The sequence below is a fragment of the Pseudomonas sp. RC3H12 genome, from assembly GCF_018596375.1.
Classification (GTDB): Bacteria; Pseudomonadota; Gammaproteobacteria; order Pseudomonadales; family Pseudomonadaceae; genus Aquipseudomonas.
This window is the reverse complement of record NZ_CP075595.1, coordinates 2,015,651-2,040,031: the sequence shown is the minus strand read 5'-3', so window position 1 is coordinate 2,040,031 and position 24,381 is coordinate 2,015,651. Positions and strand designations below refer to the sequence as shown.

General features: G+C 67.6%; 22 protein-coding genes. 8 read left to right on the top strand and 14 right to left on the bottom strand.

Annotation, left to right across the window (positions count from 1 at the left end):
- Window positions 1-227: 227 nt before the first annotated feature.
- The 12 genes from KHO27_RS09395 to KHO27_RS09340 form a co-directional block, all read right to left on the bottom strand.
- On the bottom strand, window positions 228-1,178 hold the full coding sequence (locus KHO27_RS09395) for an aliphatic sulfonate ABC transporter substrate-binding protein (RefSeq protein ID WP_214501661.1): 951 nt from the start codon (window positions 1,176-1,178) through the stop codon (window positions 228-230).
- Complete coding sequence (locus KHO27_RS09390) at window positions 1,178-3,628, bottom strand: TonB-dependent receptor plug domain-containing protein (RefSeq protein ID WP_110703372.1); 2,451 nt, start codon at window positions 3,626-3,628, stop codon at window positions 1,178-1,180. The genes KHO27_RS09395 and KHO27_RS09390 overlap by 1 nt, the downstream gene beginning before the upstream one ends.
- Window positions 3,629-3,684: 56 nt before the next feature.
- Window positions 3,685-4,179 carry a RidA family protein gene (locus tag KHO27_RS09385; RefSeq protein WP_110703370.1) on the bottom strand — a complete coding sequence of 165 codons (495 nt, stop codon included), beginning with the start codon at window positions 4,177-4,179 and terminating at the stop codon, window positions 3,685-3,687.
- Between the two features lie 75 nt (window positions 4,180-4,254).
- Window positions 4,255-5,829: a flavin monoamine oxidase family protein gene (locus KHO27_RS09380; protein WP_110703367.1), complete on the bottom strand. Its 1,575-nt coding sequence runs from the start codon at window positions 5,827-5,829 to the stop codon at window positions 4,255-4,257.
- Between the two features lie 185 nt (window positions 5,830-6,014).
- Window positions 6,015-7,241, bottom strand: a complete 1,227-nt coding sequence (locus tag KHO27_RS09375; protein ID WP_111532864.1) for a dipeptidase — start codon at window positions 7,239-7,241, stop codon at window positions 6,015-6,017.
- A 45-nt stretch (window positions 7,242-7,286) separates the two neighbouring features.
- A complete protein-coding gene (locus KHO27_RS09370) occupies window positions 7,287-8,243 on the bottom strand; it encodes an ABC transporter substrate-binding protein (RefSeq protein WP_214501660.1) in 957 nt (318 codons plus the stop codon).
- A gap of 15 nt (window positions 8,244-8,258) precedes the next feature.
- Entirely contained in the window at window positions 8,259-9,077 is an 819-nt protein-coding gene (locus tag KHO27_RS09365) for a class II aldolase/adducin family protein (protein WP_110703361.1), read from the bottom strand.
- Window positions 9,074-10,018 carry an NAD(P)-dependent oxidoreductase gene (locus KHO27_RS09360; RefSeq protein WP_214501659.1) on the bottom strand — a complete coding sequence of 315 codons (945 nt, stop codon included), beginning with the start codon at window positions 10,016-10,018 and terminating at the stop codon, window positions 9,074-9,076. The genes KHO27_RS09365 and KHO27_RS09360 overlap by 4 nt, the downstream gene beginning before the upstream one ends.
- A complete protein-coding gene (locus KHO27_RS09355) occupies window positions 10,015-11,205 on the bottom strand; it encodes an acyl-CoA dehydrogenase family protein (RefSeq protein WP_110703355.1) in 1,191 nt (396 codons plus the stop codon). The genes KHO27_RS09360 and KHO27_RS09355 overlap by 4 nt, the downstream gene beginning before the upstream one ends.
- The gene (locus KHO27_RS09350; protein ID WP_110703351.1) at window positions 11,202-11,963 is read right to left on the bottom strand and encodes an ABC transporter ATP-binding protein; all 762 of its coding nucleotides are present in this window, start codon (window positions 11,961-11,963) and stop codon (window positions 11,202-11,204) included. The genes KHO27_RS09355 and KHO27_RS09350 overlap by 4 nt, the downstream gene beginning before the upstream one ends.
- Before the next feature lie 2 nt (window positions 11,964-11,965).
- Entirely contained in the window at window positions 11,966-12,790 is an 825-nt protein-coding gene (locus KHO27_RS09345; protein ID WP_110703348.1) for an ABC transporter permease, read from the bottom strand.
- A 235-nt stretch (window positions 12,791-13,025) separates the two neighbouring features.
- Window positions 13,026-13,922 carry a LysR family transcriptional regulator gene (locus tag KHO27_RS09340; RefSeq protein WP_102682030.1) on the bottom strand — a complete coding sequence of 299 codons (897 nt, stop codon included), beginning with the start codon at window positions 13,920-13,922 and terminating at the stop codon, window positions 13,026-13,028.
- Window positions 13,923-14,032: 110 nt separating this feature from the next.
- Here KHO27_RS09340 and KHO27_RS09335 point away from each other — a divergent pair, with 110 nt between their 5' ends.
- Both KHO27_RS09335 and KHO27_RS09330 read left to right on the top strand, forming a co-directional pair.
- On the top strand, window positions 14,033-14,635 hold the full coding sequence (locus tag KHO27_RS09335; RefSeq protein ID WP_110703345.1) for a cysteine dioxygenase family protein: 603 nt from the start codon (window positions 14,033-14,035) through the stop codon (window positions 14,633-14,635).
- On the top strand, window positions 14,632-16,215 hold the full coding sequence (locus KHO27_RS09330) for a rhodanese-related sulfurtransferase (RefSeq protein ID WP_214501658.1): 1,584 nt from the start codon (window positions 14,632-14,634) through the stop codon (window positions 16,213-16,215). The genes KHO27_RS09335 and KHO27_RS09330 overlap by 4 nt, the downstream gene beginning before the upstream one ends.
- 48 nt (window positions 16,216-16,263) lie before the next feature.
- Here the strand turns inward: KHO27_RS09330 and paaX are convergent, their stop codons facing one another.
- Both paaX and paaY read right to left on the bottom strand, forming a co-directional pair.
- Entirely contained in the window at window positions 16,264-17,187 is a 924-nt protein-coding gene (gene paaX / locus KHO27_RS09325; RefSeq protein WP_111532870.1) for a phenylacetic acid degradation operon negative regulatory protein PaaX, read from the bottom strand.
- Window positions 17,188-17,246: 59 nt separating this feature from the next.
- Window positions 17,247-17,846: a phenylacetic acid degradation protein PaaY gene (gene paaY, locus KHO27_RS09320; protein WP_110703336.1), complete on the bottom strand. Its 600-nt coding sequence runs from the start codon at window positions 17,844-17,846 to the stop codon at window positions 17,247-17,249.
- A gap of 340 nt (window positions 17,847-18,186) precedes the next feature.
- Here paaY and paaF point away from each other — a divergent pair, with 340 nt between their 5' ends.
- The 6 genes from paaF (at window position 18,187) to paaK (ending at window position 24,375) form a co-directional block, all read left to right on the top strand.
- Window positions 18,187-18,960, top strand: a complete 774-nt coding sequence (gene paaF, locus KHO27_RS09315; RefSeq protein ID WP_110703333.1) for a 2,3-dehydroadipyl-CoA hydratase PaaF — start codon at window positions 18,187-18,189, stop codon at window positions 18,958-18,960.
- Window positions 18,961-18,991: 31 nt separating this feature from the next.
- Complete coding sequence (gene paaG, locus KHO27_RS09310) at window positions 18,992-19,786, top strand: 2-(1,2-epoxy-1,2-dihydrophenyl)acetyl-CoA isomerase PaaG (RefSeq protein ID WP_102682036.1); 795 nt, start codon at window positions 18,992-18,994, stop codon at window positions 19,784-19,786.
- 2 nt (window positions 19,787-19,788) lie between these two features.
- Window positions 19,789-21,306, top strand: a complete 1,518-nt coding sequence (paaH, locus tag KHO27_RS09305) for a 3-hydroxyacyl-CoA dehydrogenase PaaH (RefSeq protein ID WP_214501657.1) — start codon at window positions 19,789-19,791, stop codon at window positions 21,304-21,306.
- Window positions 21,299-21,748, top strand: a complete 450-nt coding sequence (paaI, locus tag KHO27_RS09300) for a hydroxyphenylacetyl-CoA thioesterase PaaI (protein WP_110703327.1) — start codon at window positions 21,299-21,301, stop codon at window positions 21,746-21,748. The genes paaH and paaI overlap by 8 nt, the downstream gene beginning before the upstream one ends.
- Window positions 21,741-22,961 carry a 3-oxoadipyl-CoA thiolase gene (gene pcaF / locus KHO27_RS09295; RefSeq protein WP_111532872.1) on the top strand — a complete coding sequence of 407 codons (1,221 nt, stop codon included), beginning with the start codon at window positions 21,741-21,743 and terminating at the stop codon, window positions 22,959-22,961. Before paaI ends, pcaF begins: the two co-directional genes overlap by 8 nt.
- Before the next feature lie 94 nt (window positions 22,962-23,055).
- Window positions 23,056-24,375 (top strand): phenylacetate--CoA ligase PaaK, encoded by a 1,320-nt coding sequence (paaK, locus tag KHO27_RS09290; protein ID WP_111532890.1) that lies wholly within the window; start codon window positions 23,056-23,058, stop codon window positions 24,373-24,375.
- Window positions 24,376-24,381 lie beyond the last annotated feature (6 nt).

Sequence of the window (24,381 nt, the reverse complement as noted above, 5' to 3'; positions counted from 1 at the left end):
CCCTCGCCTATTCCTGAACGGTTTGACTGCACCTGTGATTGGCGGCTAACCGGCGACTTCCGATGGTCGCCAGGCCATCTTCAACAAGCGGCAAGCACTTGTGAAATATCGTTTTTCTCTAGCCTCAAAACTTTTTTCAAAATATTACTGAACAACTTCAGCCATTATCAGCAATGCGCATGAACATTATAAAAATTACAACTTAAGTTACGCGCAGCGGACAACTTTCACTGAACTTCCGGTGCTTCATTGAACTGCTCGTCCACCTGTTGTTTGGCAACGAAGCCCGGGGTGATCACTCCCTCGTCCTGGTACAGCCGGGCGGTGTCGGCCAAGTCCCTGACCAGCGCGTCGTCCACCGCGACCCTGCGTGGCTGTGAAAAGCGGTTCGAGCGTAGGTGCACCTCCAGCGGCAGCCCGCTCTGGCGGGCCTGGATCGCCGAAAACTGCTCGACATGGGCGTTGGCCCAGTCCCAGGCGCGGCCAACCCGGCGCAGGAAATCCCGCAGTTGCGCCGGCTTGTCGCGGATCGCCGCAGGGTTGGCCACCAGCAGCATGTTGCCGGCGAACAAGCCTTCGCCGCTGACCAGCACCCGCGTGCCGCCTTCGAGCTGGACCATGCTGGTGTACGGGTCCCAGGTGGCCCAGGCGTCGGCGCCGCCGTTGGCCAGCAGGCTGCGCGACTCGCCTGGTTGGAGAAACACGAACGTGGCGTCGCGGCCGCTGTGGCCAGTGGCGCGCAACGCTGCCAGCGCCAGGTAGTGGCCGATGGAGCCACGGGTGGTGGTGATGCGCCGGCCCACCAGCGATGTCGCGTCGCTCAGCGGCGACGCTTCGGGCACGACGATCGCCACCGCCGTGGGCGTCACCTGCAGGCGCACCGCCCCGACGGTCTTGAGCCCGGCGCCGGCCGCAGTGGCGAACACGAACGGCGCGGTGCCCAGGGTGCCGATATCCACCGCGCCGGCCGCCAGGGCCTCGGCGGTGGGTGCGGCGGCGCCGAAGGCGGCGAACTCCAGGGGGTACGGTACATCGTCGAGCTCGCCGGCGGCCTGCAGCAGCACCTGCAGCGAGTTCTTCTGGCTGGAGACGCGCAGTGTTTCGTCTGCGTGAACGCCCCCCAGCACCAGGCACAGCAACCCCGTCAGCATGTGACGCCCACTGAATAAATGACTCATCAGAACGCCAGGCTCACGCGGCCGTAGTAGTAACCCCCACCCAGTCCATAGGGCGAGAACATCCCGTACTCGTAGGTCCCGGCCCAGGGCACGATGCCGATCTTGTCCGGGTACTTGTCGAACAGATTGTTGGCCCCCAGCGCCACCGTGATGTTCTGGGTGAGGTCGTAGGCCACGTCGATGTCGGTGATCCACTTGGCGCTGTAGGTGCGGTCGTTGGCCGGGATGTTCGAGCCTTCGGTGTACTCGCCGTAGCGGGTCAGGGTCAGGTTCACCGTCCAGTCGTCGACCTTGTAGTTGCTGTTGAGGATCCACTTGTCCTTGGGCGTGGCCTTGGTCAGGTCGATCTGCTGTTGGCGGTCGAACAGCACGTACCCTGCGCCGAGGCTCGACAGGCTCGCCGGGGTGTCGGCCAGGTCACGGATGATGGTCTTGTTGCGGTTGTAGGCCAGGCTCCAGCGCACGGTGCCGTACTCGGCGAGCGGCTGGCGGTACTCGGCCACCAGGTCGACGCCTTTGGTGCGGGTGTCCGCGGCGTTGGCGAAGTACTGCCCGGACAAGTCAGGCGACAGGCCGTTGGCCACCAGGATTTGCGACACCGCGGGCCCGGTGAGCACGCCGGTCTGCAGGATGCGGTCGTCGATGTCGATCAGGTAGAAGTCGGCAGTCAGGCGCAGGCGCTCGGTGGGCTCGGCGGTGAAGCCCAGGCTGTAGTTGCGCGACTTCTCCGGTTCCAGGGTCTGGGCGCCGAGGGCGATGGCCTCTGGCGAGCCGGGGCGCATCTGCTTGGTGCGTGCGGTACTGGTGCTGCCGCCGGCGCCAAAGATCGTCACCGAGCTGGTCGAAGAGAACACGTTCTGCGCCAGCGACGGCGCACGGAAACCATTGCTCACCGCCGCGCGCACCGCATAACCCGGGGCGAACTCGTAGCGGGTGGTGAACTTGCCGCTGACGGTCTCGCCGACCTCCTGGTTGTAGCGCTCGTAGCGCAGGGCGAAGGCGCTGTACCACTGCGGGGTGAGGTTGAGGCCAAAGTCGACGTAGGCCGCACCGCTATGGCGGATCATCTGCCCGGCATCCTCCGGCGTGGTGCCGTTGACCGAGAACAGGCCTGGGTCCGGACGCCGTCCGGCCAACGGGCCGCTTGGGATGACGTAGTCGCCATAGTTGTAGGAATTGGGTTCGCCCTCGGTGAGTTGATACTTCTCCCAGCGGTACTCGACGCCGAACGAGGTTTCCAGCGGGCTGCTCCAGCCAATGTCCAGGGCCCGACTGAAGTCCAGGTTGGTGGTCCACTGGTCGAAGATCTCGTCGGTCAGGTGAAAGCGGCGCTGGCTCAGCAACGGGTCGTTGGACAGGTTGAGGTTGTTGTCGGTGTACAGCTTGGCCTTGTCGCGGCCATAGGTGGTCGACAGGTCCCAATCCCACTCGGCGGCCAGGCCCTTGAGACCGGCGAGCAACTGGTAGTCGGTCTCCTCCACTTCGCGGGTGGCCTGGCCGCCCTTCGGATAAGGCGGGTTGGCCAGCCAGTTGGTGGCGGTGATGTCGGTGGGCGCGCGGTGGCCGAGGACCTTCTTGCCGTCGCGGTAGCTGAGGGTGGAGAACGAGTACAGCTTCAGTTCCTCGCCCAGGGGCAGTTCCAGGTTGTAGGCGCCGCTGTAGGTGCGGTCGCGGCCCAGGCCGTATTCCTCGCCCCAGCCGTGGCGTTCGCTCAGGCGCGGGTCGGGCTGGCCGTTGGCCAGGGTGGTGAAGTTGCCACGCACGGCGCCGGCGCGGTCGTAGGGTTCCTGTACCTTGGCGTCGAACGACAGGTTGAGAAAACCACCGTCGCCCAGGTCGAAGCCGGCGTTGGCCGCCTCATGGCCGCTGGTGCCGTCCCCGGCATAGTACTGGCCGACGGAGCTGTCGGAGGTAATGCCCTCGGCGTCCTGCTTGAGGATGATGTTGATCACCCCGGCGATGGCGTCGGAGCCGTACTGCGCCGCCGCGCCGTCGCGCAGCACCTCGATGCGCTCGATCGCCGCGGTGGGAATCAGGTCCAGGTCCACCGGTACCGCAGCCGTGCCGACCCGCGCGTTGTTGTTGATCATCGCCGTATTGTGCCGGCGCTTGCCGTTGACCAGGATCAGCACCTGGTCGCCGCCCAGGCCGCGCATGCTGATGCCGCGTACCAGGAAGGCGGTGCCGCCACCGTTGATGGTCGGCGCGTTGAACGAGGGCAGCAGGCGCGTGAGCATGTCCTTGAGGCCGTTCTGGCCGCTGGTGCGCAGTTGTTCGCCGGAGATCACATCCACCGGCACCGGGCTGTCGGTCACGGTACGCTGCTGGCTGCCGCGCACGCCGGTCACCACCACGGTAGACAGCGCCGGGTCTTCGGCGGCGATAGCCTCGCCGGCCAGGCTCAGGGCCAGGGCGGTGGCCACAGGGGAAAGCTTGAAGGTCTTGGGCATCTGCGGATATTCCTTGTGGCGGCCATGACCCGGCCGCCGCTCTCGGGTTCGGGGGCTCAACGGGCCTTGGCGGCGACCGCCTCGACTTCGATCAGGGCGCCGGGCAATACCAGCCCGGCCACCTGCACCGTGGTGCGGGTCGGTTTCAACGGCTGGCGCTCACTGCCGAAGAACTGGCGAAAGCCGCGCTGCAGGCCGTCGAAATCCATGCGCCCCTGCAATTGCGGGTCGCCGACCAGGTACACCCGTAACTGCACCACATCGCCCAGGCCGAGGCCGCGCGGCGCCAGGGCGGCTTCGACCTTGCGCAGCACCGCCACGGTCTGCGCCTCGGTGTCGCCATTGGCGCGCAGCTCATCCTTGGGCGCCTTGGGGTCGGCCGGGTCGGGCAGGATCCCCGAGACGAAGGTCAGCGCCGTGCCCGGCGGCAGGGTCGCCGACTGCAGGATCGGCGAGTTGGGATAGGTCGAGGGGACGCGCTCGATATCGGCGGCCTGGCTGGCCGCCGCGAACAGGACCCCCAACCCCAGAAGGGCGTGCTTGAAAGGCATGGCGAAGCTCCACTGATGTGTAGGCGCCAGCCTCGGAGGTCCGCTACCTGGCAGATGGTTTTCGGTGTGTATTGCTCAGGCGATCTGCCGGCCCTGCGCGGTCCCCTGAGCACGCTCGCACAGGTTGCGCACCACCCGCCGGGCAGCGCCGGCGGCGGTCTCCTGCCAGATGCCGATGCCGCTGTGGGCCAGCGCGTCGCTGGTCAGGTGCACCCGCCCCTGGGCTTGGTTGAGCAGATCGTAGTCGGCGTCGGCCAGCGGGTGGCTGATCCACGGCCCGAGGCTGTGGGGTATGCGCCCCCAGTCCACCACCAACGGCTTGCGCAGTTCGTGGCCGTGACCGGGGTGCAGCAGCTCCACGGCCTGGCGCGACAGGGCGATCTGCTCGGCGACCGACTTGTCGGCGAACTGGCGGGCAGTCTCGCCGTTGTTGTAGGCGGCGACGAGAATGCCCTCGGCCTGGTTGAAGCCACCGCTGGGGTACCACAGGCCGGAAGACGCCTGATTGATGAACGACAGGCCGCCGTAGATCTGGTAGTCGGTCTCCCAGAACCGGCGGGACTGCCAGGCCACCTTGTTGGCATGGCCGAATTGCACGGCGGCGATCGCCTGGCGCACCTGGGCGCTGAAGTTGCTGTCGAGCTTCGCCAGCAACGGAAGCGGCAAGGCGATCACCGCATAGTCGCTGGTGATGCGCTGTGGCTTACCCTGCTGCTGGTAACCGATCTCCACCCGATCCTCGAAATTGCGGATCGAGCCCACCTCGGCCCCCAGGCGCAGAACATCCTGCAGGTGGCGCTGGAAGGCCAGGGGAATACGGTCCATGCCGCCCACCGGCTGGAACATGGTCGGCGAGAACTCCGGGTACTCATCGATCATCAGTGCCGTGCCCAGGGCCGGGTTGAGCAAGGTGCGCAGGGGCAGCGGGTCGTTGCGCAGGGCTTGCTGGTCGCCGGCCCCGGGCCAGACCTTGTAGCCCGAGCGCGCCGAGCCCAGGTACTCGAGTTTCTCCGACAGGTCGCCCCAGGTGCGCAGGAAGCCCAGCAGGTTGCGCCGGTCGTCCAGGCTCAGTTCCTGGTCCAGGGCCTGGCGGTCGACGGCCTTGGCCAGCAGTTCGGCCAGGTGCCCACGGCTGTCGTTGACCGCCTGGCGGATCTGCATCGGCGGCTGGTCGAGGTCGGGACGCACCAGGGCGTTGCGGCTGGTGTTGACCAGCACCTCAAGCGCCACTCCCAGCTCGCGGCAATAGCCGAGCATCAACTTGTGGTGGCTGGGCAGTCGGCCGGGGCCGGCGTTGAGGTAGAAACCCTCGTCGAACGCGACGGTCTGCACGCTGCCATCGGTGAACGCGACTCGATCCCCCCGGCGCACGGTCCAGTTGCGCCCACCTACCCGTTCGCGGGCTTCCAGCAGGGTGACGGCGAAACCGGCCTTGCGCAGCTCGTAGGCCGCCACCAGGCCGCCGATGCCAGCGCCGACCACGGTGACAGTGGCGCCCTGCCCTACACGGGCCAGTGGCAACGCGGCGTAGTTCTCCTGGCTGGCCCGTGCCGACCCCGACGTGCCAAACAGGCCCAGTGCCGCCGTGGCAGCCTGCAGGCCACCGACCACACCGATACGGGCAATGAGCTGTCGTCTGGTCAATGGCATCGCGGGCACTCTCCCTGGTCCACGGTTATCGCTTTCAGTTATGGCTTGATGTTATCAAGCTACGAAAACGCTCTATGTGGAGCCATCCTAGAGAGCGGGATGGGTTAAGAGAAATACATTTTGAGCATATGCAAATATTAAAATGTGTAATGTCTCAAGCTTTGCATTCTGCACAAAACGCATAATTATTTTGAAACACCTGAGCTCGCGGCAGCAGCGGCCTGCGCCTCTTCCATCACTCGCAACAGGTTCCCTCCCCAGATATCCGCGAGGTCCTGCTCGCTGTACCCCGCTGCCAGCAACCGCGCGGTGATCTCCGGCAAATCGCTGACATCGCGCAGCCCTGCCACCCCGCCGCCGCCATCCCAATCCGCGCCGATGCCGACATGCCGTGGCCCGACTACGTCAAGGATGTGCAGCAGATGCGCCATGAAGTCGTCCAGGCTGGTTGCCGGCAACGGATACCGGGCCTCGACCTCGCGTATGCGCCGGGCCAGGTCCGCTACCTGCGCAGGCGGCAGGCTGGCCGCCAGGCGGAACTCCCGGTACAGCGGTGCCAGGGCCTTGTCCCGGGCGGGATTCGGCGCACGCGGCACCAGGTCGCTGGCGTAGGTGTTGACCTGCACCACCCCGCCCCCAGCAGCAAGCTGGCGCAAACGTGCGTCATCGAGATTGCGCGGATGCGGGCCGATGGCCCGGGCGCCGGAATGCGAGGCGATCACCGGGGCACGGGACAACGCCAACACCTGATCGAACACCGCATCGGAGGTATGGGACACATCGATCAGGATCCCCAGGCGGTTGGCTGCCTGCACCAACTCGCGGCCGGCCGGGCTCAGCCCATGCCAATGCGGCAAGGCAGTGGCCGAATCGGCGAAATCGTTATTCTGCGCATGCACCAGGCCCAGCATGCGCAAGCCCAGGCGGTGGTAGGTGGCCAGCCGGCCGGGGTCGGCCGCCAGCGGTTCGGCGTTTTCCATGCTGATCAGCACCACCCGCCGCCCTGAGGCAACGATCGCCGGCACCTCCTGCGCCCGCGTGGCCAGGGCGAACGCGTCCGGCCGGACGGCGACCATGTCGCGGATGCGGGTGATGACCGCCAAGCCATGTTCGCTGGCCAGGGTGCGTCCCTCGGGCGTGAGCGGACCCTGGGGGGTGAAGATGGCGAAGAATCCGCCGTCCAGGCCACCGTCGCGCATGCGCGGCAGGTCGACCTGGGACAGATCGTCGGCATAGCGGTGGCGCTGCCCGATGTCCCAGCCAGGCCGGGCCAGTTGCATGGGCGTGTCCAGGTGGCTGTCGAGCACGATCAGGCGCTCATGCAGGGCGCGGGTCGAGGGCGCGACATCGGCCAGCGCGGTGCTGCAGGCCAGTGCCAGCGGCAACCAGGCGTATCGAGTTGAGCTAGGCATGGAAGTCCTTTTCACCAGGCACGGCCCTGCGGGAGGCCGCATGAATCACTCTGTCCAGCTGAAACTGCGATCCCACAACGGCGCCACGTCCAGGCGCTGGGGCAGTACGCCGGCGGCGTGGAAGGTGTCGGCCACGTCCTGCTGCGACCGCACCGCGGCATCGTCCACCGCCTGCAGCACCCGCGGCCCGCTCTGGGCCTTGTACTGGGCAATGAACACTTCCCGGGGGATGCCCAGCACCTGCTCGCATCGCGCCGCCCACGCCTCGGGGTGGTGCTGCACCCATTGCCAGCTGCGGTACTCGCGGCGTACATAGTCCTCGATCGCCGCGCGCTTGAGCGGATCCTCGATTGCCCGCCGGTTGGCGGCGATCACGTAGTTGCCCGACAGGTAGCCCTGCCCGGTGCGCAGCACCCGCGCACCGCTGCGCAGCTCGGCCAGCTGGATGAAGTAGCCAAAGGTCACCCAGACATCCAGGTTGCCGTTCTGGAACGCGGCGAAGCCATCCTGGGGCGTCAGCGCCAGGGGCTGGATGTCCGCCAGGGTCAGGCCCTGGTCCTTGAGGGCGCGCAGCAGCAAGTAGTGCGACGATGTGGAGCGGATGTAACCGACCCGCTTGCCCGGCAGCTCGGTCAGCGATTGCATCGTCGACCCCCTGGGCACGATGAAGGCCTGGTTGTTGACATCACCGGTCAGCACGGCGATGAGCCTGACCGGCGCCTGGTTGCGGATACCGAAGATCGGCGGGATCTCGCTCATCGGCGCCAGGTCCAGGGTACCGCTGACCAGCGCCTCGAAACCGAGGTTGCCGCCATTGAACTCGGCGTATTTCACGCCATACGGTGGGCGCTCGATGCCGGCCTGTTCGAAGAAGGTCGGCGCGGCGCCCTTGTAGGTGGCCACGCCCAGGGTCAGCCCTTGCCAGTCGCGGGCAAAGACACCGGGCAGCGCGCAGGCGAGCCCGCCCAGGGCGCTGTACTGCAGAAAACGACGGCGATTCATGGCGCCTCCTTGCACTCAGTCGAGAAAGTCAGGTTCGTCGCGCAGCAGGCGGTCCCAATACGGCTGGAAGCTGAACCAGCCGCCGAACTCGGTACCGACCTGGCGCGCAGTGTGCCCGGCCACCGCCGCCGGGATCGGCCGGGGCGTGCCGGCGGCCTCGGCCAATAGTTGCGCGTGGGCGGCGTTGTCCAGGGCGATGAAGCGCCACACCGCCGCTTCCACTGTGCGCCCGACAGTCAGCAGCCCATGGTTCTGCAAGATCAGCGCGACCTTGTCCGGCCCCAGTGTGGCGGCGATGCGCGCGCCCTCGCTGGCCTCCAGCACCACCCCGGTGAAGTTGTCGAACAGCGCGTGCTTGCCATGAAAGGCGCAGGCGTCCTGGGTCAGCGGGTCGAGCAGGCGTCCCAGGCTCGACCAGGCCTTGCCGTACAACGAATGGGCATGGGCGGCGGCCACCACGTCCGGGCGCGCCTCGTGCAGCGCGGCGTGGATGGCAAAGGCGGCGAGGTTCAACGCGCCCTGCCCTTCGACGATCTCGCCCCGAGGATTCACCAACAGCAGGTCGCTGACGCGGATATGGCCGAAGTACACGCCCACCGGATTGACCCAGAAGTGATCGGGGAACTGGGGGTCGCGCACGGTGATATGGCCGGCGCCGCCCATGTCGAAACCATGCCGGGCGAACAGGCGGAACGAGCCGGCCAGGCGCTGCTTGCGCAGCAGGCGCTCGGCCTCGTGGGTCGGTTGCTGGGGCGGGTCCTGCCAGCGATGCACGGTGTGGCCGTCGCGGGGCAATGAATAGGCGGTGGGTAGGCGGCTCAGCCTGGCGCTCATGTGGTCTCTCCTTGGGCCAGCAGGTTCTCCAGCGGTCGTCCGCTGCGCAAATGTTCGAGGTTGCGCGCCAGCAGCGCGGCGAGGTTGCGGTACACCTGCGGCGTGTTGGCCGAGGTATGGGGGCTCAGCCGGACCTTGGGATGGCCGTACAGCCGGTGCCCGGCCGGCAACGGCTCGGGCTCGGTGACATCGAGGCTGGCCAGGGCCACCTGGCCGCTGTCCAGGGCATCGAGCAAGGCGTCCTGGTCCACCAGGCTGCCCCGGGCGATATTGATCAGGTGCAGACCGGGCTTGGCGTGGGCGAGGCTACGCCGATCGACGACATGCCGGGTCGACGGGTCGGCCGGTGCCGCCAGTACCAGGTGATCGGCGCGGGCGAACAGTTCCTCGACGCTGGCGGCGCCCCGTACGCCGGCCACCTCGAACGGCCTGGCCGAACGCCGCAGGGCGATCACCTCGATGTCCAGGGCCAGGGCCTTGCGCGCCAGCGCCTGGCCGATCCGCCCGAAACCGTAGATCGCCAAGGTGCTGCCGGCCAACGAGGCCAGCGGACGTGGCTGCCATTGCCCGGGCTCGTCGATCCACAGCTGCGGCAGTTGCTTGGCGGCGGCGAACATCGCCGCCAGGGCGAACTCGGCCAGGCTGTCCGCCGTCACCCCACGAGCACTGGCCACAGGCACCGGCTCGAGCAACCAACCGGGAAAGTAGTCGATGCCGGAGCTGACCAGTTGCACGAAACCGAGCCCGAACGGCCAGCCCGAGGGCGGCGCAACGGCATCACGCAGGCCAGGGTCGGGCGCGGCCAGCAGGACCCGAACATCGTCCGGCAGCCCATGGGGTACGCCCCTGGGCAGCACCAGGATTTCCACGCCTGGCACGGCGGCGGCCAGCAACGCGTTGAACCGCGCGTCCAGCTGACTGGCGATGCGCACGCCGCTCATGCCTGGCCGCCACGGCTGGGTAAGGCAAACGCCGCGCGGCCGGCGGCGCCGAGCACCGCGTCGTTCTGCGGGGTGTGGATACGGCTGCACAGCACATCGCGGTAATGCCGCTCTAGCGGGTTGCCCCGGGCCAGCGCCGGGTTGCCGATCGCTTCGACGGCCAATTCGACCGCGCTGATGGCCTGGGTGGTGACCAGGTACTTGACCTGGGTGGCCTCGCTCGCCGGGATGCGCCCTTCGGCGGCGGCGTCGAGCAGGACTCGGTTGGACAGCAGCAAGGCGTCGATGCGCCCCACCAGTTCCTGGAAACGCGGCAGGCTCGACAGCGGCGCGCCGAGATTGGCCGGAGTGCGCCCGGCCAGCCAGCCCACCAGCCAGTCGCGGGCGGCACGGGCGACGCCGTCGTAGATACTCGACAGCAACACGGCCAGCCACAGCACGCCGTTGTGATCGAGTTCGGACGGGCGTGGCTGGCGCGCCGGGAGGATATCCACGGCGTGCTCGGCGGGCACCAGTACATCGTCGAAGATCACGTCGTGGCTGCAGGTGGCACGCATGCCCAGGTGGTCCCAGGTTTCCTCGATGCGGATGCCCGGTGTGTCGCGATGCACCAGCCAGGTGCCGACCCGCGGCTCTTCCTCGTCGCTGCGCGCCCATACTGCCAGCCAGGTCAGGCCGGGGATGCCGGTGGAGTAGATCTTGCGCCCGCTGATCCGCCAGCCCTCGGCCACCCGCCGGGCGACGGTGCCCGGCAGGCCGCCCCGGGCCGGGGTGCCCAGTTCCGGCTCCACGCGCAGGGCGTTGACCAGCGCGCCGTCCGCCACCGCCTCGCGGGCCAGGCGCAGGCGCAGGTGTTCAGGCCAGGCCTGGTTCTGTTGCAGGCGCGCGTGCTGCAGGTACTGCATCACCAGCACCAGGGCGGTGGACGGCTCGCCCCGGGCCACGGCGGCGATCACCCGCCGGGCCTGGGCCAGCGTCGCTTCGCTGCCACCCAGGCGGCGCGGCACGGTCAGGGCCAGCAGGCCATGTTCATGCAGGCGCCGCAGGTTGGCGTGGGGGAAGCTGCCTTGGCGATCGTGCTCGGCGGCGCTGGCGGCGAATTCGTCGCTCAGGTGGGCCAGCAAGTCGGCGAAGGCCGGCGAATCGAGGTCGGCCGCCTTGGCGGCGGTATGCAGGTCGAGGCTCATCGTTGGGCGGTCCGTGCGAGGGTATGGGCATGGCTGGGCGCAGGCGCTTCGACGCCGAGCAGGGCCAGCAGGTGTTGGCGCAGCGCCTGGAAGCCACGGCTGGCCACCTCGCGGTGGCGCGGCAGGCGAATCGGGATCTGCTCGGCGATGCGCCCGGCGTCCAGCACCACGACCCGGTCGGCCAGCAGCAAGGCTTCGTCGACGTCGTGAGTGACCAGCAGCACCGATGGCTGATGGGTGCGCCACAGTTCGAGGATCAACTGGTGCATGCGCATGCGCGTCAAGGCGTCCAGCGCGGCAAACGGCTCGTCGAGCAGCAGCAATTGCGGCTCGCGCACCAGTGCCCGGGCCAGGGCCACGCGCTGGGCCTCGCCACCGGACAGGGTGCCCGGCCAGGCCTCGGTGCGGTGCGCCAGGCCTACTTCACGCAGCGCCGCCAGGGCACGCGCTTTTGGCTCGGCGCCCCTCAGGCCCAGGAGGACATTGCGCCAGGCCCGCTTCCAGGGCATCAGCCGCGGCTCCTGGAACACCGCCGCATGCACGCCGGGCACCTCCAGCGTGCCCGCCTCCACCCGGTCCAGGCCGGCCAGCGCTCGCAGCAAGGTGGTCTTGCCCGAGCCGCTGCGGCCGAGCAAGGCGACGAACTCGCCGGGCGCCAGGTCCAGGTCCAGGCCATCGAGCACCGTGTGGCCCTGGAACCTGCGCGTGAGCCCGCGCACCCGCACCGGCGGGCGCAGGCGTTGCAGTGCGACTTCCATGATCAGTTCCTTATGAAGGTGGGGCGCCAGGCCAGGGCCAGGCGTTCGAGCAAGCGCACGAGGGCATCGATGGACAGTCCGAGCACGCTGTAGACGATCAGGCAGATGACGATGACGTCGGTGCGCAGGAAATCGCGGGCGTCGTTGACCAGATAGCCCAGCCCGGCGCTGGCGTTGATCTGCTCGACCACCACCAGGCCCAGCCAGCTGATGCCGAAGGCGTAGCGCAGGCCGACAAAAAACGCCGGCAGCGCGCCGGGCAGGATCACGTGCCAGACCAGCCCCAGGCGCCCCAGGCCGAACAGCTGCCCGGCCTCCACCAGCTTGGGGTCGACGCCACGGATGCCGGAGAACAGGGTGAGGTACACCGGGAAGGTGGTGCCCAGGGCAATCAGGGCGATCTTGGGCGTTTCGCCCACGCCGAACCAGAGGATGAACAGCGGCACGATGGCCAGGAACGGCAAGGTGCGCAGCATCTGCACCGGCGAGTCGATGGCGAGTTCGCCACGCCGCGAAAGGCCTGCGAGCAGCGCCAGCAGCGTGCCCACGCTGACCCCGATGGCCAGGCCGCTCAGGGCACGCTTGAGGGATACCCACAAATGCCCGGCCAGCTCGCCGCTGACGATCATCTGCCAGAGGGTGTCGCCGATGGCGCTGGGCGCGGCGATGATTCGCGGCGGCAACAGGCCGCTGCGCGAGGCAAGTTCCCACGCCAGCAGCAACAGCAACGGGCTGATCAGCCGCAGGCCAAGGTTACGCCAACCCTGCCAGCGCAACAGGGTCAGCAGGGCCGTGGCGGGGACAAGTGTGTTGCTTTGCCGGGACATTCCATCTCCTCGCTCAAGGCCGATCCATTGATTGCTGGCCGCAGCGGGAGTGTCGATCAAGCCCGCCGGTGCCTGGCTTGATCCTTATGCTATCGATCTTAAAAAGTGCCGTGAAATTCGATCTGCTTCTAACCTAATATACAAATAATGCATTCAACAATTGCCAACATATGCAAAATATTAAATTTGCATAGGTGCTTCGGGGCTGCAACGCAGCCCCATTTCAGCCCGGCGCCTACGGTTGATTCGCCACCCGCTGCGCCACGGTCTCGCCAAACAACGCCACCGGCGCCTGCAGGTTGCCGAGAAAACGCGGATGGATCAGCCACAAGTCGATCACCGGCTTGAAATCACTCACCTGCACGATGTCCAGGCGCTCGCGGTGGCGGCTGTTGTCCAGCAACGGCCGTGGCACCAGGCCAAAGCCCAGGCCATTGGCGATCAAGCCCAGTTGCAACTCGGTACCGAAGGTTTCCAGGTTGATCCGCAGAGACAGCCCTTCGTCGTTCAACGCCCGCTGCAGACCGGCACGGAAACCACAGCCGTCGGGGTTGAGCACCCAGCCACGCTGGTAGCAGTCGGCAAGCTTGCAACTGCGCTTGCCCACCTCGCCGCGGGCAGCCACCACCACCAGGTCCATGCGCGCCAACGACCGACCGACGATGCCCTCGGGGAACACCTTGCCGGCCGGGAACAGCGCCGCCACCGCGTCCAGCTCGCCGTTCTCCATCTTGCCCAGCAGGTGGCTGCCCCAACCGGTGGCGACCTGGGTCTGCAGGTCGGGATACAGCGCCTTGAGCTGGCTGAGGGCGTCGAGCAACACCACGTCGCCGATGGTCTGCGGCACCCCCAGGCGCAAGGCGCCGCTGGGCAAGGCGTCGCTGAGCACCAGTTCGCGCAGCGCGTCCATCTCGCGCAGCACCGCCCGGCACTGCTCGTAGACGCGCATGCCCATGGGCGTGGGTTTCAATGGTTTGGTGTTGCGGTCCAGCAGGCTGACGCCGAGGGCTTCCTCGAAGTTCTGCACCCGACGGGTGATGGCCGGCTGGGTCAGGCGCAGCGATTCGGCCGCCTGGCTGATGGACTGGCTGCGGATGACGGCCACGAATGCATCGATATCATCTATCTTCATTCTTAATTCGCATAATAAATATGTGGAAAAATACGCAAAAAGAATAATACCTTTTTCCTCGCCACGGTAGCGCCCGGCGCTGCCTAACCTGACGGACATCGAGGGAACCCATGTCTCAAACGCCCAACCTTGGACGGCTACGCAGCTTCATCGGCGAGCTGGCCGACCTTCTCGCCCAGGCGCCGGACGAGCCGCGCCTGCTCGACCACGGCGCGCGGCTGCTGCGCGACCTGGTCAGTGTCGACGACTGGCTGCCGGACGACTACGCCCGGCCCAGCCCGGAGCGCTACCAGCAATACCTGCTGCACGCCGACTCCGGCCAGCGGTTCTCCATCGTCAGTTTCGTCTGGGGGCCGGGGCAGGAAACACCCGTACACGACCACCGCACCTGGGGGCTGATCGGCATGCTGCGCGGCAGCGAAATCAGCCAGGGCTATGCCCTGGCGCACGGAGCCCTGCAGGCGGAGGGCCCGGCCGAGCGGCTCGCGCCCGGCGAGGTGATCGCGGTGTCGCCGCGTATCGGCGACCTGCACCAGGTGCGCAATGCCCATGCCGACCGTACTTCCATCAGCATCCATGTCTACGGCGCCAACATCGGCGCCGTGCGGCGTGCGGTGTACAGCGCCGAGGGCGAAGAGAAGCCCTTCATTTCCGGCTATTCCAACAGCCACCTGCCCAACCTCTGGGATCTGTCGAAAGAGAACCGCGCATGAGCCAGGCCACCCGTCGTACTTTCCACGCTATCCGCGCCGCCCTCCTCGCCGGCCAGGAACTGGCCTTGCTCGATGTCCGCGAGGAAGACCCGTTCGCCCAGGCCCACCCGCTGTTCGCCGCCAATGTGCCGCTGTCGCGCCTGGAGCTGGAGATCTACGCCCGAGTGCCACGGCGCGACACGCCTATCACTGTCTACGACGACGGCGAAGGGCTGGCGTCGACCGCCGCCCAGCGCCTGCTCGCCCTGGGCTACACCGACGTGGCGCTGCTCGACGGCGGCCTGGCCGGTTGGCGAGAAGCAGGTGGCGAGTTGTTCCGCGACGTCAACGTGCCGAGCAAGGCCTTCGGCGAGCTGGTGGAGGCCGAGCGCCATACGCCGTCGCTGGCGGCCGAAGAGGTCAAGGCGCTGCTCGACGCCAACGCCGATGTGGTGGTGCTGGATGCCCGCCGCTTCGACGAGTACCAGACCATGAGCATCCCCGGCGGCATCAGCGTGCCCGGCGCCGAACTGGTGCTGCGCGTGGCGGAGCTGGCCCCCGATCCGAATACGCGGGTGATCGTCAATTGCGCCGGGCGCACCCGCAGCATCATCGGCACCCAGGCGCTGGTCAATGCCGGCGTCCCCAACCCGGTGGCGGCCCTGCGCAACGGCACCATCGGCTGGACTCTCGCTGGGCAAACCCTGGAGCAAGGCCAATCGCGCCGTTTCCGCGCAGTGACCGCCACCACCCGCGACAGCGCCGCGCAACGCGCCCGCCAGGTGGCCGACCGCGCCGGTGTGGCACGCATCGATCTGGCAGGCCTGCGCCAATGGCAGGCCGAAGCGCAGCGCACCACCTATCTGTTCGATGTTCGTACGCCCGAGGAGTTTGCCGTGGGCCACCTGCCCGGCGCCCGCTCCACGCCCGGTGGCCAACTGGTGCAGGAGACCGACCATGTCGCCAGCGTGCGCGGCGCGCGCCTGGTGCTGGTGGACGACGACGGCGTGCGCGCCAACATGAGCGCGTCGTGGCTGGCGCAGATGGGCTGGGCGGTGGCGGTGCTCGATGAGTTGTCCTCGGTCGACTTCAAGGAACCCGGTGCCTGGGTCGCGCCCGTGCCGGCGCCCCCCCAGGCCGAGACCATCAGCCCCGCCCTTCTCGCCGACTGGCTGTCAGAACCGGGTACCCAGGTGTTGGACTTCACCACCAGCGCCAACCATGTCAGGCAGCATATTCCTGGTGCGGTGTGGGCGCTGCGCAGTCAGCTGAAGAACGTGCTGGCGTCATTATCCGGAGCACGACACTTCGTCCTGACCTGCGGCTCGAGCCAACTGGCGCGCTATGCCGCGCCGGAGGTGGCGGCCCTGAGCGGCAAGCCGGTGTTCGTGCTCGAGGGCGGCAACAGCGCCTGGAGCGCCGCCGGGTTGCCGACCGAACAAGGCGAGCAGCGCCTGGGCGCGCCGCGCATCGATCGTTATCGGCGGCCCTACGAGGGTACGGATAACCCGCGCGAAGCGATGCAGGGGTATCTGGATTGGGAGTTCGGATTGGTGGATCAGCTGGGGCGTGACGCAACCCATGGGTTCTTTGTCATCTGACAATCTGCACGCCCTCTTCGCACAAGAGGGCTTGCCCGCTCCTTTCACTCAGCCAAGTCCGCCGAAACGTCGATAGTAACTCTCGTTGGCATCCGGCAACGGCCCATCCGCCGTTTCCAGCGCGCTGGCCAGATACTCCTCCGCCCTGCCCTGCACCAGCCGGTACAAGTTGCGGCACAGCTGCCGCGCCGCGCGCCCTTCCCAATCCCCCGGCAACAGCTCGTCCGGCAACTGCGGATCACGCAGCAGCAGGCGGCGGTATTCGTGGATCAGCAGCGTGCGCGCCAGGAAGCAGTCCTGCGGGCTTGGCGCGTCCAGGTCCTTCATCGCCTGCCATAACGGGCGGAACAGGCGGATGAACTCGCTGTAGTGCTGGCCCAGTTCCTCGATGTTCCAACTTTCCCGCACCTGGGCGCGCAGGGCCTTGGAGGCCAGCACTTCCTGGGCGTGGGTTTCGAAGACGATGCAGTCGTCCTCGGCATCCTGCTCGCGCAGGGTGGCGGCCAGGTCGGCACGGTCGGTGCGCGGGCAGCCCAGCAGGTTCACGCCCATGACGCCGAAGCCTTGCCACTCGAGCTCTTCACGCACGGCCTTGCGTTTGGTGGCGTCGAGCTGGGCCAGGAGCACCAGGGTCCAGGCGCCGTTCCAGGCCGGCAGGCTGGCGCTGTAGACGCGCTTGAAGGCTTTTTCGAAGCGCCGCCGGCCGGTGCCGGTGAGGCTGTAGTAGCTACGCCGGCCGACCTTTTCGGCGGTCAGCCAGCCTTCCTTGGTCAGGCGGAATATCGAGGTGCGGATCAGCCGCTCGTTGATGCCCATCGGCTCCAGCAGGTTGATCAGGCTGCCCAGCCAGACCGTGCCGCCATGGGGTTCGATGGCATCGCCGTAGAGGGTGATGATCAGGGAGCTGGCGCGGATCGGCGTCTGCTCCTGGAAACGGGTAATCAGGTGATTCAGGGGGGCAAGGCTGCTCATGGGGGAACGAGGCGCGGCTAAAGCCTCGACTATACCTGCCTGCCGCGACCGCGCAAGGCTCATGCACCGCCCTCGGCCTTGGGCCTGAAGCCGGAGTCGCCCATGCGCGGGCGGTCCTGCTCCGGCGCGGTCAATGGCGGGCATTCCACCAGCGCGCTCAGGCAACGCCGGGCGAGGCGGTGGTACTCGGCGGTACCGCGCTGCTTCCAGGCCAGTTCCTGGTCGCTGAGCGGGCGCTTGGCCACGGCCGGCGCGCCGACCACCAGGTGTTGCTGCGGGCATTCGAAGCCGGCCTTGACGAAGGCCGTGGCGGCGACGATGCAGCGCGGGGCGATATGCGCGGCGTCCATGACCACCGCGTTCATGCCGACCAGGGCATCCTCGCCGATCCGGCAGCCATGCAGCACGGCGCCATGGCCGATATGGCCGTTGCGCTCGACCACCGTGTCGCCGCCGGGAAAACCGTGCATCACGCAGGTGTCCTGCAGGTTGGCGCCCTCCTCCAGGATGATTCGCCCGAAATCGCCGCGCAGCGAGGCCAAGGGGCCGATGTAGCAGTTTGCGCCGACCAGCACGTCGCCGATCAGCACGGCGCTTGGGTGTACGTAGGCGCTGGGGTGGACCACGGGGGTGAGGCCGTCGAGGCGGTAGCAGGGCATGGGTCTGGCTCTCGATATGATTCAGAAGACTTATCGATCCTGTATCAGATCAAATCACTTAGTCAATGCCTTGCTGGTGTATCGCTTTCTTCACCAAGCTTCAGACCTGTGCAGACTTCATCGTGGGGAAATCCCGCTCCCACCGAGTGATAGTAAGAGCGAGGCTGCGTGGGAGCGGGCTTGCCCCGCGATAGCGCCGTCGCCTCAAATACAGATACGCAATTACAATTTCTATGTTGATTTTATGTATCGCATTGAACATATACTTGCCCCAGCACCACGAACAACTCCAAGAAAAGCCGGCCCAAGCCGGCGCCGAACGTGCAGCCCGAGGTATCCCATGCCAAGCAACCTCATCGTGCAGGCCCCGGCGGACGGTGTCCGTCTGATCACCCTGCACCGCCCGCAAGCCCTGAACGCCCTGAACACAGCGCTGCTGGAAGAGCTGGCCGCAGAACTGCATGCCGCCGACCAGGACCCGCAGATCCGTGCCGTGGTCATTACCGGCAGCCGCAAGGCCTTCGCCGCCGGCGCCGATATCAACGAAATGGCCCAGCGCGACCTGGTCGGCATCCTCGAAGACCCGCGGGTGGCCCACTGGCAACGCATCACCGGCTTCGCCAAACCTCTGATCGCCGCCGTCAACGGCTTCGCCCTCGGCGGCGGCTGCGAACTGGTGATGTGCGCCGATATCGTCATCGCCGGCAGCGACGCCCGTTTCGGCCAGCCGGAAATCAACCTCGGCATCCTTCCCGGGGCTGGCGGCACCCAGCGCCTGCTGCGCGCCGTGGGCAAGCCGCTGGCCATGCAGATGGTCCTGGGCGGTGAGGCCATCGGCGCCCGCCATGCCCTGCAGGCCGGCCTGGTCAGTGAAGTCACCGAGCCCGAACTCGCCGTCGAGCGCGCCCTGCAGGTGGCCGTCGCCATCGCCGCCAAGGCGCCGCTGGCGGTGCGCCTGGCCAAGGAGGCGCTGCTCAAGGCCCAGGACATGGACCTGGCGAGCGGCCTGCGCTTCGAGCGCCACGCCTTCACCCTGCTGGCCGGCACCGCCGACCGCAACGAAGGCATCCGCGCCTTCCAGGAAAAACGCCCGGCCCGATTCCAAGGGCTGTAAGCCTTCCACCGACTGACGGAGCGAGCCAGTCATGTCTTTCCAGCACATCCTGTTTTCCATCGGCGACGACGGCGTTGCCCTCCTCTCGCTCAACCGGCCCGAGCAGCTCAACAGCTTCAACACCGCGATGCACCTGGAGGTGCGCGAGGCCTTGAAGCAGGTACGCCACAGCGACCACGCCCGCGTGCTGCTGCTGACCGGCGAAGGCCGTGGCTTCTGCGCAGGCCAGGACCTGGCCGACCGCAATGTCGCGCCCGGCGCCGAGCTGCCTGACCTCGGCCAATCCATCGAACAGTTCTACAACCCGCTGGTGCGCAGCTTGCGCGACCTGCCGCTGCCGGTGATCTGCGCGGTCAACGGCGTGGCCGCCGGTGCCGGGGCCAACCTGCCACTGGCCTGCGACCTGGTGCTGGCGGCACGCTCGGCGAGCTTCATCCAGGCGTTCTGCAAGATTGGCCTGGTGCCGGATTCCGGCGGCACCTGGTTGCTGCCCAGACTGGTCGGCATGGCCCGGGCCAAGGCGCTGGCCCTGCTGGGCGAGCGCCTGAGCGCCGAGCAGGCCGAGCAATGGGGGCTGATCCACCGGGTGGTGGACGATGCCGCGCTGCGCGACGAAGCACTCGGCCTGGCCCGTCACCTGGCAGCCCAGCCCACCTACGGCCTGGCCTTGATCAAGCGTGCCCTCAACCAGAGTTTCGACAACCGCTTCGATGAACAGCTGGAACTGGAGCGCGACCTCCAGCGCCTGGCCGGGCGCAGCGAGGATTACCGCGAGGGCGTCAGCGCCTTCATGAACAAACGCACGCCTGTGTTCAAGGGGCGCTGACCATGGCCGCACTCGACAACGACGCCCTGGTGGCAGTGATCGGTGCAGGCGCCATGGGTGCCGGCATCGCCCAGGTGGCGGCCCAGGCCGGTCATCCCGTGCGCCTCTACGATACGCGCCCCGGCGCAGCCGAGCAGGCGATCGAAGGCATCGATCGCCTGCTCGGCCGGCAGGTGGAAAAAGGCAAGCTTGCGCCTGACAGCCGCAGCGCGATCCGCGACCGACTGCAACCGGTGGACAGCCTCGACGCCCTGGCCAAGGCCCATCTGGTGATCGAAGCCATCGTCGAACAACTGCCAGTCAAACAGGACCTGCTGCGTCGGCTTGAAGCCCTGTGCGCCACGGACTGCATCCTGGCCAGCAACACTTCTTCGCTGTCGATCACCAGCCTCGCCGCCGGGCTCAAGCACCCGGAGCGGGTCATTGGCATGCACTTCTTCAACCCGGCGCCCTTGATGGCGCTGGTGGAGATCGTCTCCGGGCTGGCCACTGCGCCGAGCCTGGCGGCCACGCTTTACGACACCGCCCGGGCCTGGGGCAAGCAAACGGTGCATGCCCGTTCGACGCCGGGCTTTATCGTCAACCGCGTGGCCCGACCCTTCTATGCCGAAAGCCTGCGCCTGCTGCAGGAGGGCGCCGCCGACTGCGCCACCCTCGATGCCGTGCTGCGCGACGCCGGGGGGTTTCGCATGGGCGCCTTTGAACTGACCGACCTGATCGGTCATGACGTCAACTACGCGGTGACCTGCTCGGTGTTCGAAGCCTTCTATGGCGATTTCCGCTTCCAGCCGTCGCTGGTGCAGAAAGAGCTGGTCGACGCCGGGCGCCTCGGGCGCAAGAGCGGCCAGGGCTTTTATAGCTACGCCGAGGGTGCCGAACGGCTACAGCCCGCGACATTGAGCAGCCAGACGCCTGTAGAGCGCTGCACGGTTGAAGGCGACCTGGGTGCCCTGCAGCCCCTGGTCGAGCGCTTGCGCGCCAACGGTGTCGGCGTCACCGAGCGCGCCGGCGCCGGCCTGCTCCGCGTGGGAGATGCCACCCTGGCGCTGTCCGATGGCCGCCTGGCCAGCCAGCGCGCCCGCGAGGACGGCTTGCGCAACCTGGTGCTGCTGGACCTGGCCCTGGACTACGCCAGCGCCACGCGCCTGGCCATCAGCCACAGTGCCGAATGCAGCGCCGAGGCCCTGGACCAGGCCGTCGCCCTGCTTGCCCGGGCTGGCCTGAGCGCCTGCCCGGTCGCCGACCTGCCCGGCCTGGTGGTGCTGCGCACCGTGGCCATGCTCGCCAACGAAGCCGCCGACGCCGTACTGCAAGGAGTAGGCACTCCCGGTGACATCGACCTGGCCATGCGCGCCGGGGTCAACTACCCGCGCGGGCCGCTGGCCTGGGCCGACGACCTGGGCATCGGCTACACCCTGAACGTGCTCGACAACCTGCAACGCAGCTACGGCGAGGAACGTTACCGACCGTCCCTGTTGCTGCGCCGCACCCACGCCGAAGGAGGTCGCCTGCATGGCTGATCAGTCCGCACACACTTTGGCCCGCGCCTGCGCCGAGGCCATGTTCGGCCGTGACGCCGCCAGCCAGGGCCTGGGCATCGAGCTGCTCGAAGCCGGCCCCGGCAGCGCCCGCCTGGGCATGACCGTGCGAGCCGACATGATCCAGGGCCACGGCACCTGCCATGGCGGCTACCTGTTCGCCCTGGCCGATTCGGCCTTCGCCTTCGCCTGCAACAGCTACGATGAAGCAGCCGTGGCCCTGGGTTGCAGCATCGACTATGTGGCCCCCGCGCGGCTCGGCGACCGCCTGCAGGCCAGCGCCAGCGAACAAAGCCGCAAAGGCCGCACCGGCAACTACGACGTGCGCATCGAGAACCAGCAGGGCGAACTGATCGCCCTGTTCCACGGCAAATCCTACAAAGTGCGCGGCACCGTGCTGTCGCCGGAGACTTCAAATGACTGACGCCAGCCTGCCCCACGCGCTGATCATCGATGCCGTGCGCACCCCCATCGGCCGCTACGGCGGCGCCCTGTCGAGCGTGCGCCCCGACGACCTTGCCGCGGTGCCGATCAAGGCGCTGATGGCGCGCCACCCCGGGCTAGACTGGGCGGCGCTGGACGATGTGATCCTCGGTTGCGCCAACCAGGCCGGCGAAGACAACCGCAACGTCGCGCGCATGGCCGGCCTGCTGGCCGGGCTGCCGATCGAGGTGCCCGGCACCACGATCAACCGCCTGTGCGGCTCGGGCCTGGACGCCATCGGCAACGCTGCCCGCGCCCTGCGCTGCGGCGAAGCCGGGCTGATGCTGGCCGGCGGCGTCGAGTCGATGTCGCGCGCACCCTTCGTCATGGGCAAGTCGGAACAGCCCTTTGGCCGCAACGCGCAGCTGTTCGACACCACCATCGGCTGGCGCTTCGTCAACCCGTCGATGCAGGCGCAATACGGCATCGATTCGATGCCCGAAACCGCTGAGAACGTCGCCGAGCGCTTCGACATCTCCCGCGAAGACCAGGATGCCTTCGCCCTGCGCAGCCAGCTCAAGGCCGCCGCCGCCCAGGCCAATGGCCGCCTGGCCCAGGAGATCGTCACGGTGGAGATCCCGCAGCGCAAAGGCCCGCCCAAACGCGTCGAGCACGATGAACATCCACGAGGCGACACCACCCTGGAACAACTGGCGCGCCTGGGCACGCCGTTCCGTGAGGGCGGCAGCGTCACCGCCGGCAATGCCTCGGGCGTCAATGACGGCGCCTGCGCCCTGCTGCTGGCCAGCCCACGGGCCGCGCAACGCCACGGCCTCAAGGCCCGTGGCCGGGTGCTTGGCCTGGCGGTGGCGGGCGTCGAGCCACGCCTCATGGGTATCGGCCCGGTGCCGGCGACTCACAAGGTACTGGAGCTGACCGGCCTGGCGCTGGCCGACATGGACGTGATCGAGCTCAACGAAGCCTTTGCCGCCCAGGGCCTGGCCGTGCTGCGCGAGCTGGGCCTGGCCGACGACGATCCGCGGGTCAATCCCAACGGCGGCGCCATCGCCCTGGGCCACCCGCTGGGCATGAGCGGCGCACGCCTGGTCACCACCGCCCTGCACCAGCTGGAGCTGACCGGCGGCCGTTACGCCCTGTGCACCATGTGCATCGGCGTCGGCCAGGGCATCGCCCTGGTGATCGAACGCCTCTGATCAGCCGCCAGAGACGCCAAGCGACGCGGGCAGTATGCTGCCTGCCATGACACTCAGGGCCCCGGCCCACGACAAGAACAACTCGAGTGAAACCATGAATCTCTACCACGATGCCGACCGCGCCCTGCTCGACCCGATGGAAACCGCCAGCCTCGACGCACTGCGCCAGCACCAGCTGGAGCGCCTGCGCTGGAGCCTGAACCACGCCTACGCCAAGGTGCCGCTGTACCGCCAGCGCTTCGACGCCTGCGGCGCCCATCCCGACGACCTGAAATCGCTGGAGGACCTTGCCCGCTTCCCCTTCACCGGCAAGAACGACCTGCGCGACAACTACCCCTATGGCATGTTCGCCGTGCCCCAGGATCAGGTGGTGCGCCTGCACGCCTCCAGCGGCACCACCGGCAAGCCGACGGTAGTCGGCTACACCCAGAACGACATCGACACCTGGGCCAACGTGGTGGCGCGCTCGATTCGCGCCGCCGGCGGGCGCCGCGGCGACAAGGTGCATGTCTCCTACGGCTACGGCCTGTTCACCGGCGGCCTGGGCGCGCACTACGGCGCCGAGCGCCTGGGCTGCACGGTGATCCCCATGTCCGGCGGCCAGACCGAGAAACAGGTGCAGCTGATCCGCGACTTCCAGCCGGACATCATCATGGTTACCCCCTCGTACATGCTCAACCTCGCCGACGAGATCGAGCGCCAGGGCATCGACCCGCACGACCTCAAGCTGCGCCTGGGCATCTTCGGCGCCGAACCCTGGACCGATGAACTGCGCCGCGCCATCGAGCAGCGCCTGGGCATCGACGCCCTGGACATCTACGGGCTGTCGGAAATCATGGGCCCGGGCGTGGCCATGGAGTGCATCGAGACCAAGGATGGCCCGACCATCTGGGAAGACCATTTCTACCCCGAGATCATCGACCCGGTCACAGGCCAGGTGCTGCCGGACGGCCAGCTCGGCGAGCTGGTGTTCACCTCGCTGAGCAAGGAGGCGTTGCCGATGGTGCGCTACCGTACCCGCGACCTCACCCGCCTGCTGCCGGGCACGGCGCGGCCGATGCGGCGCATCGGCAAGATCACCGGGCGCAGCGACGACATGCTGATCATCCGCGGGGTCAATGTGTTTCCGACGCAGATCGAGGAACAAGTACTCAAGATCAAACAGCTTTCAGAGATGTATGAGATTCACCTGTATCGCAATGGCAATCTCGACAGCGTCGAGGTGCATGTTGAACTGCGCAGCGACAGCCAGTACCTCGACGAGGGCCAGCGCAAGCAGGTGGTGGGTGAACTGGCGAAGCAGATCAAGACCTACATCGGCATCAGCACGCAGATCCAGCTGCAGCCGTGCGGCACGCTGAAACGCTCGGAAGGCAAGGCCTGTCACGTGTATGACAAGCGGCTGGCCAGCTGACCGATA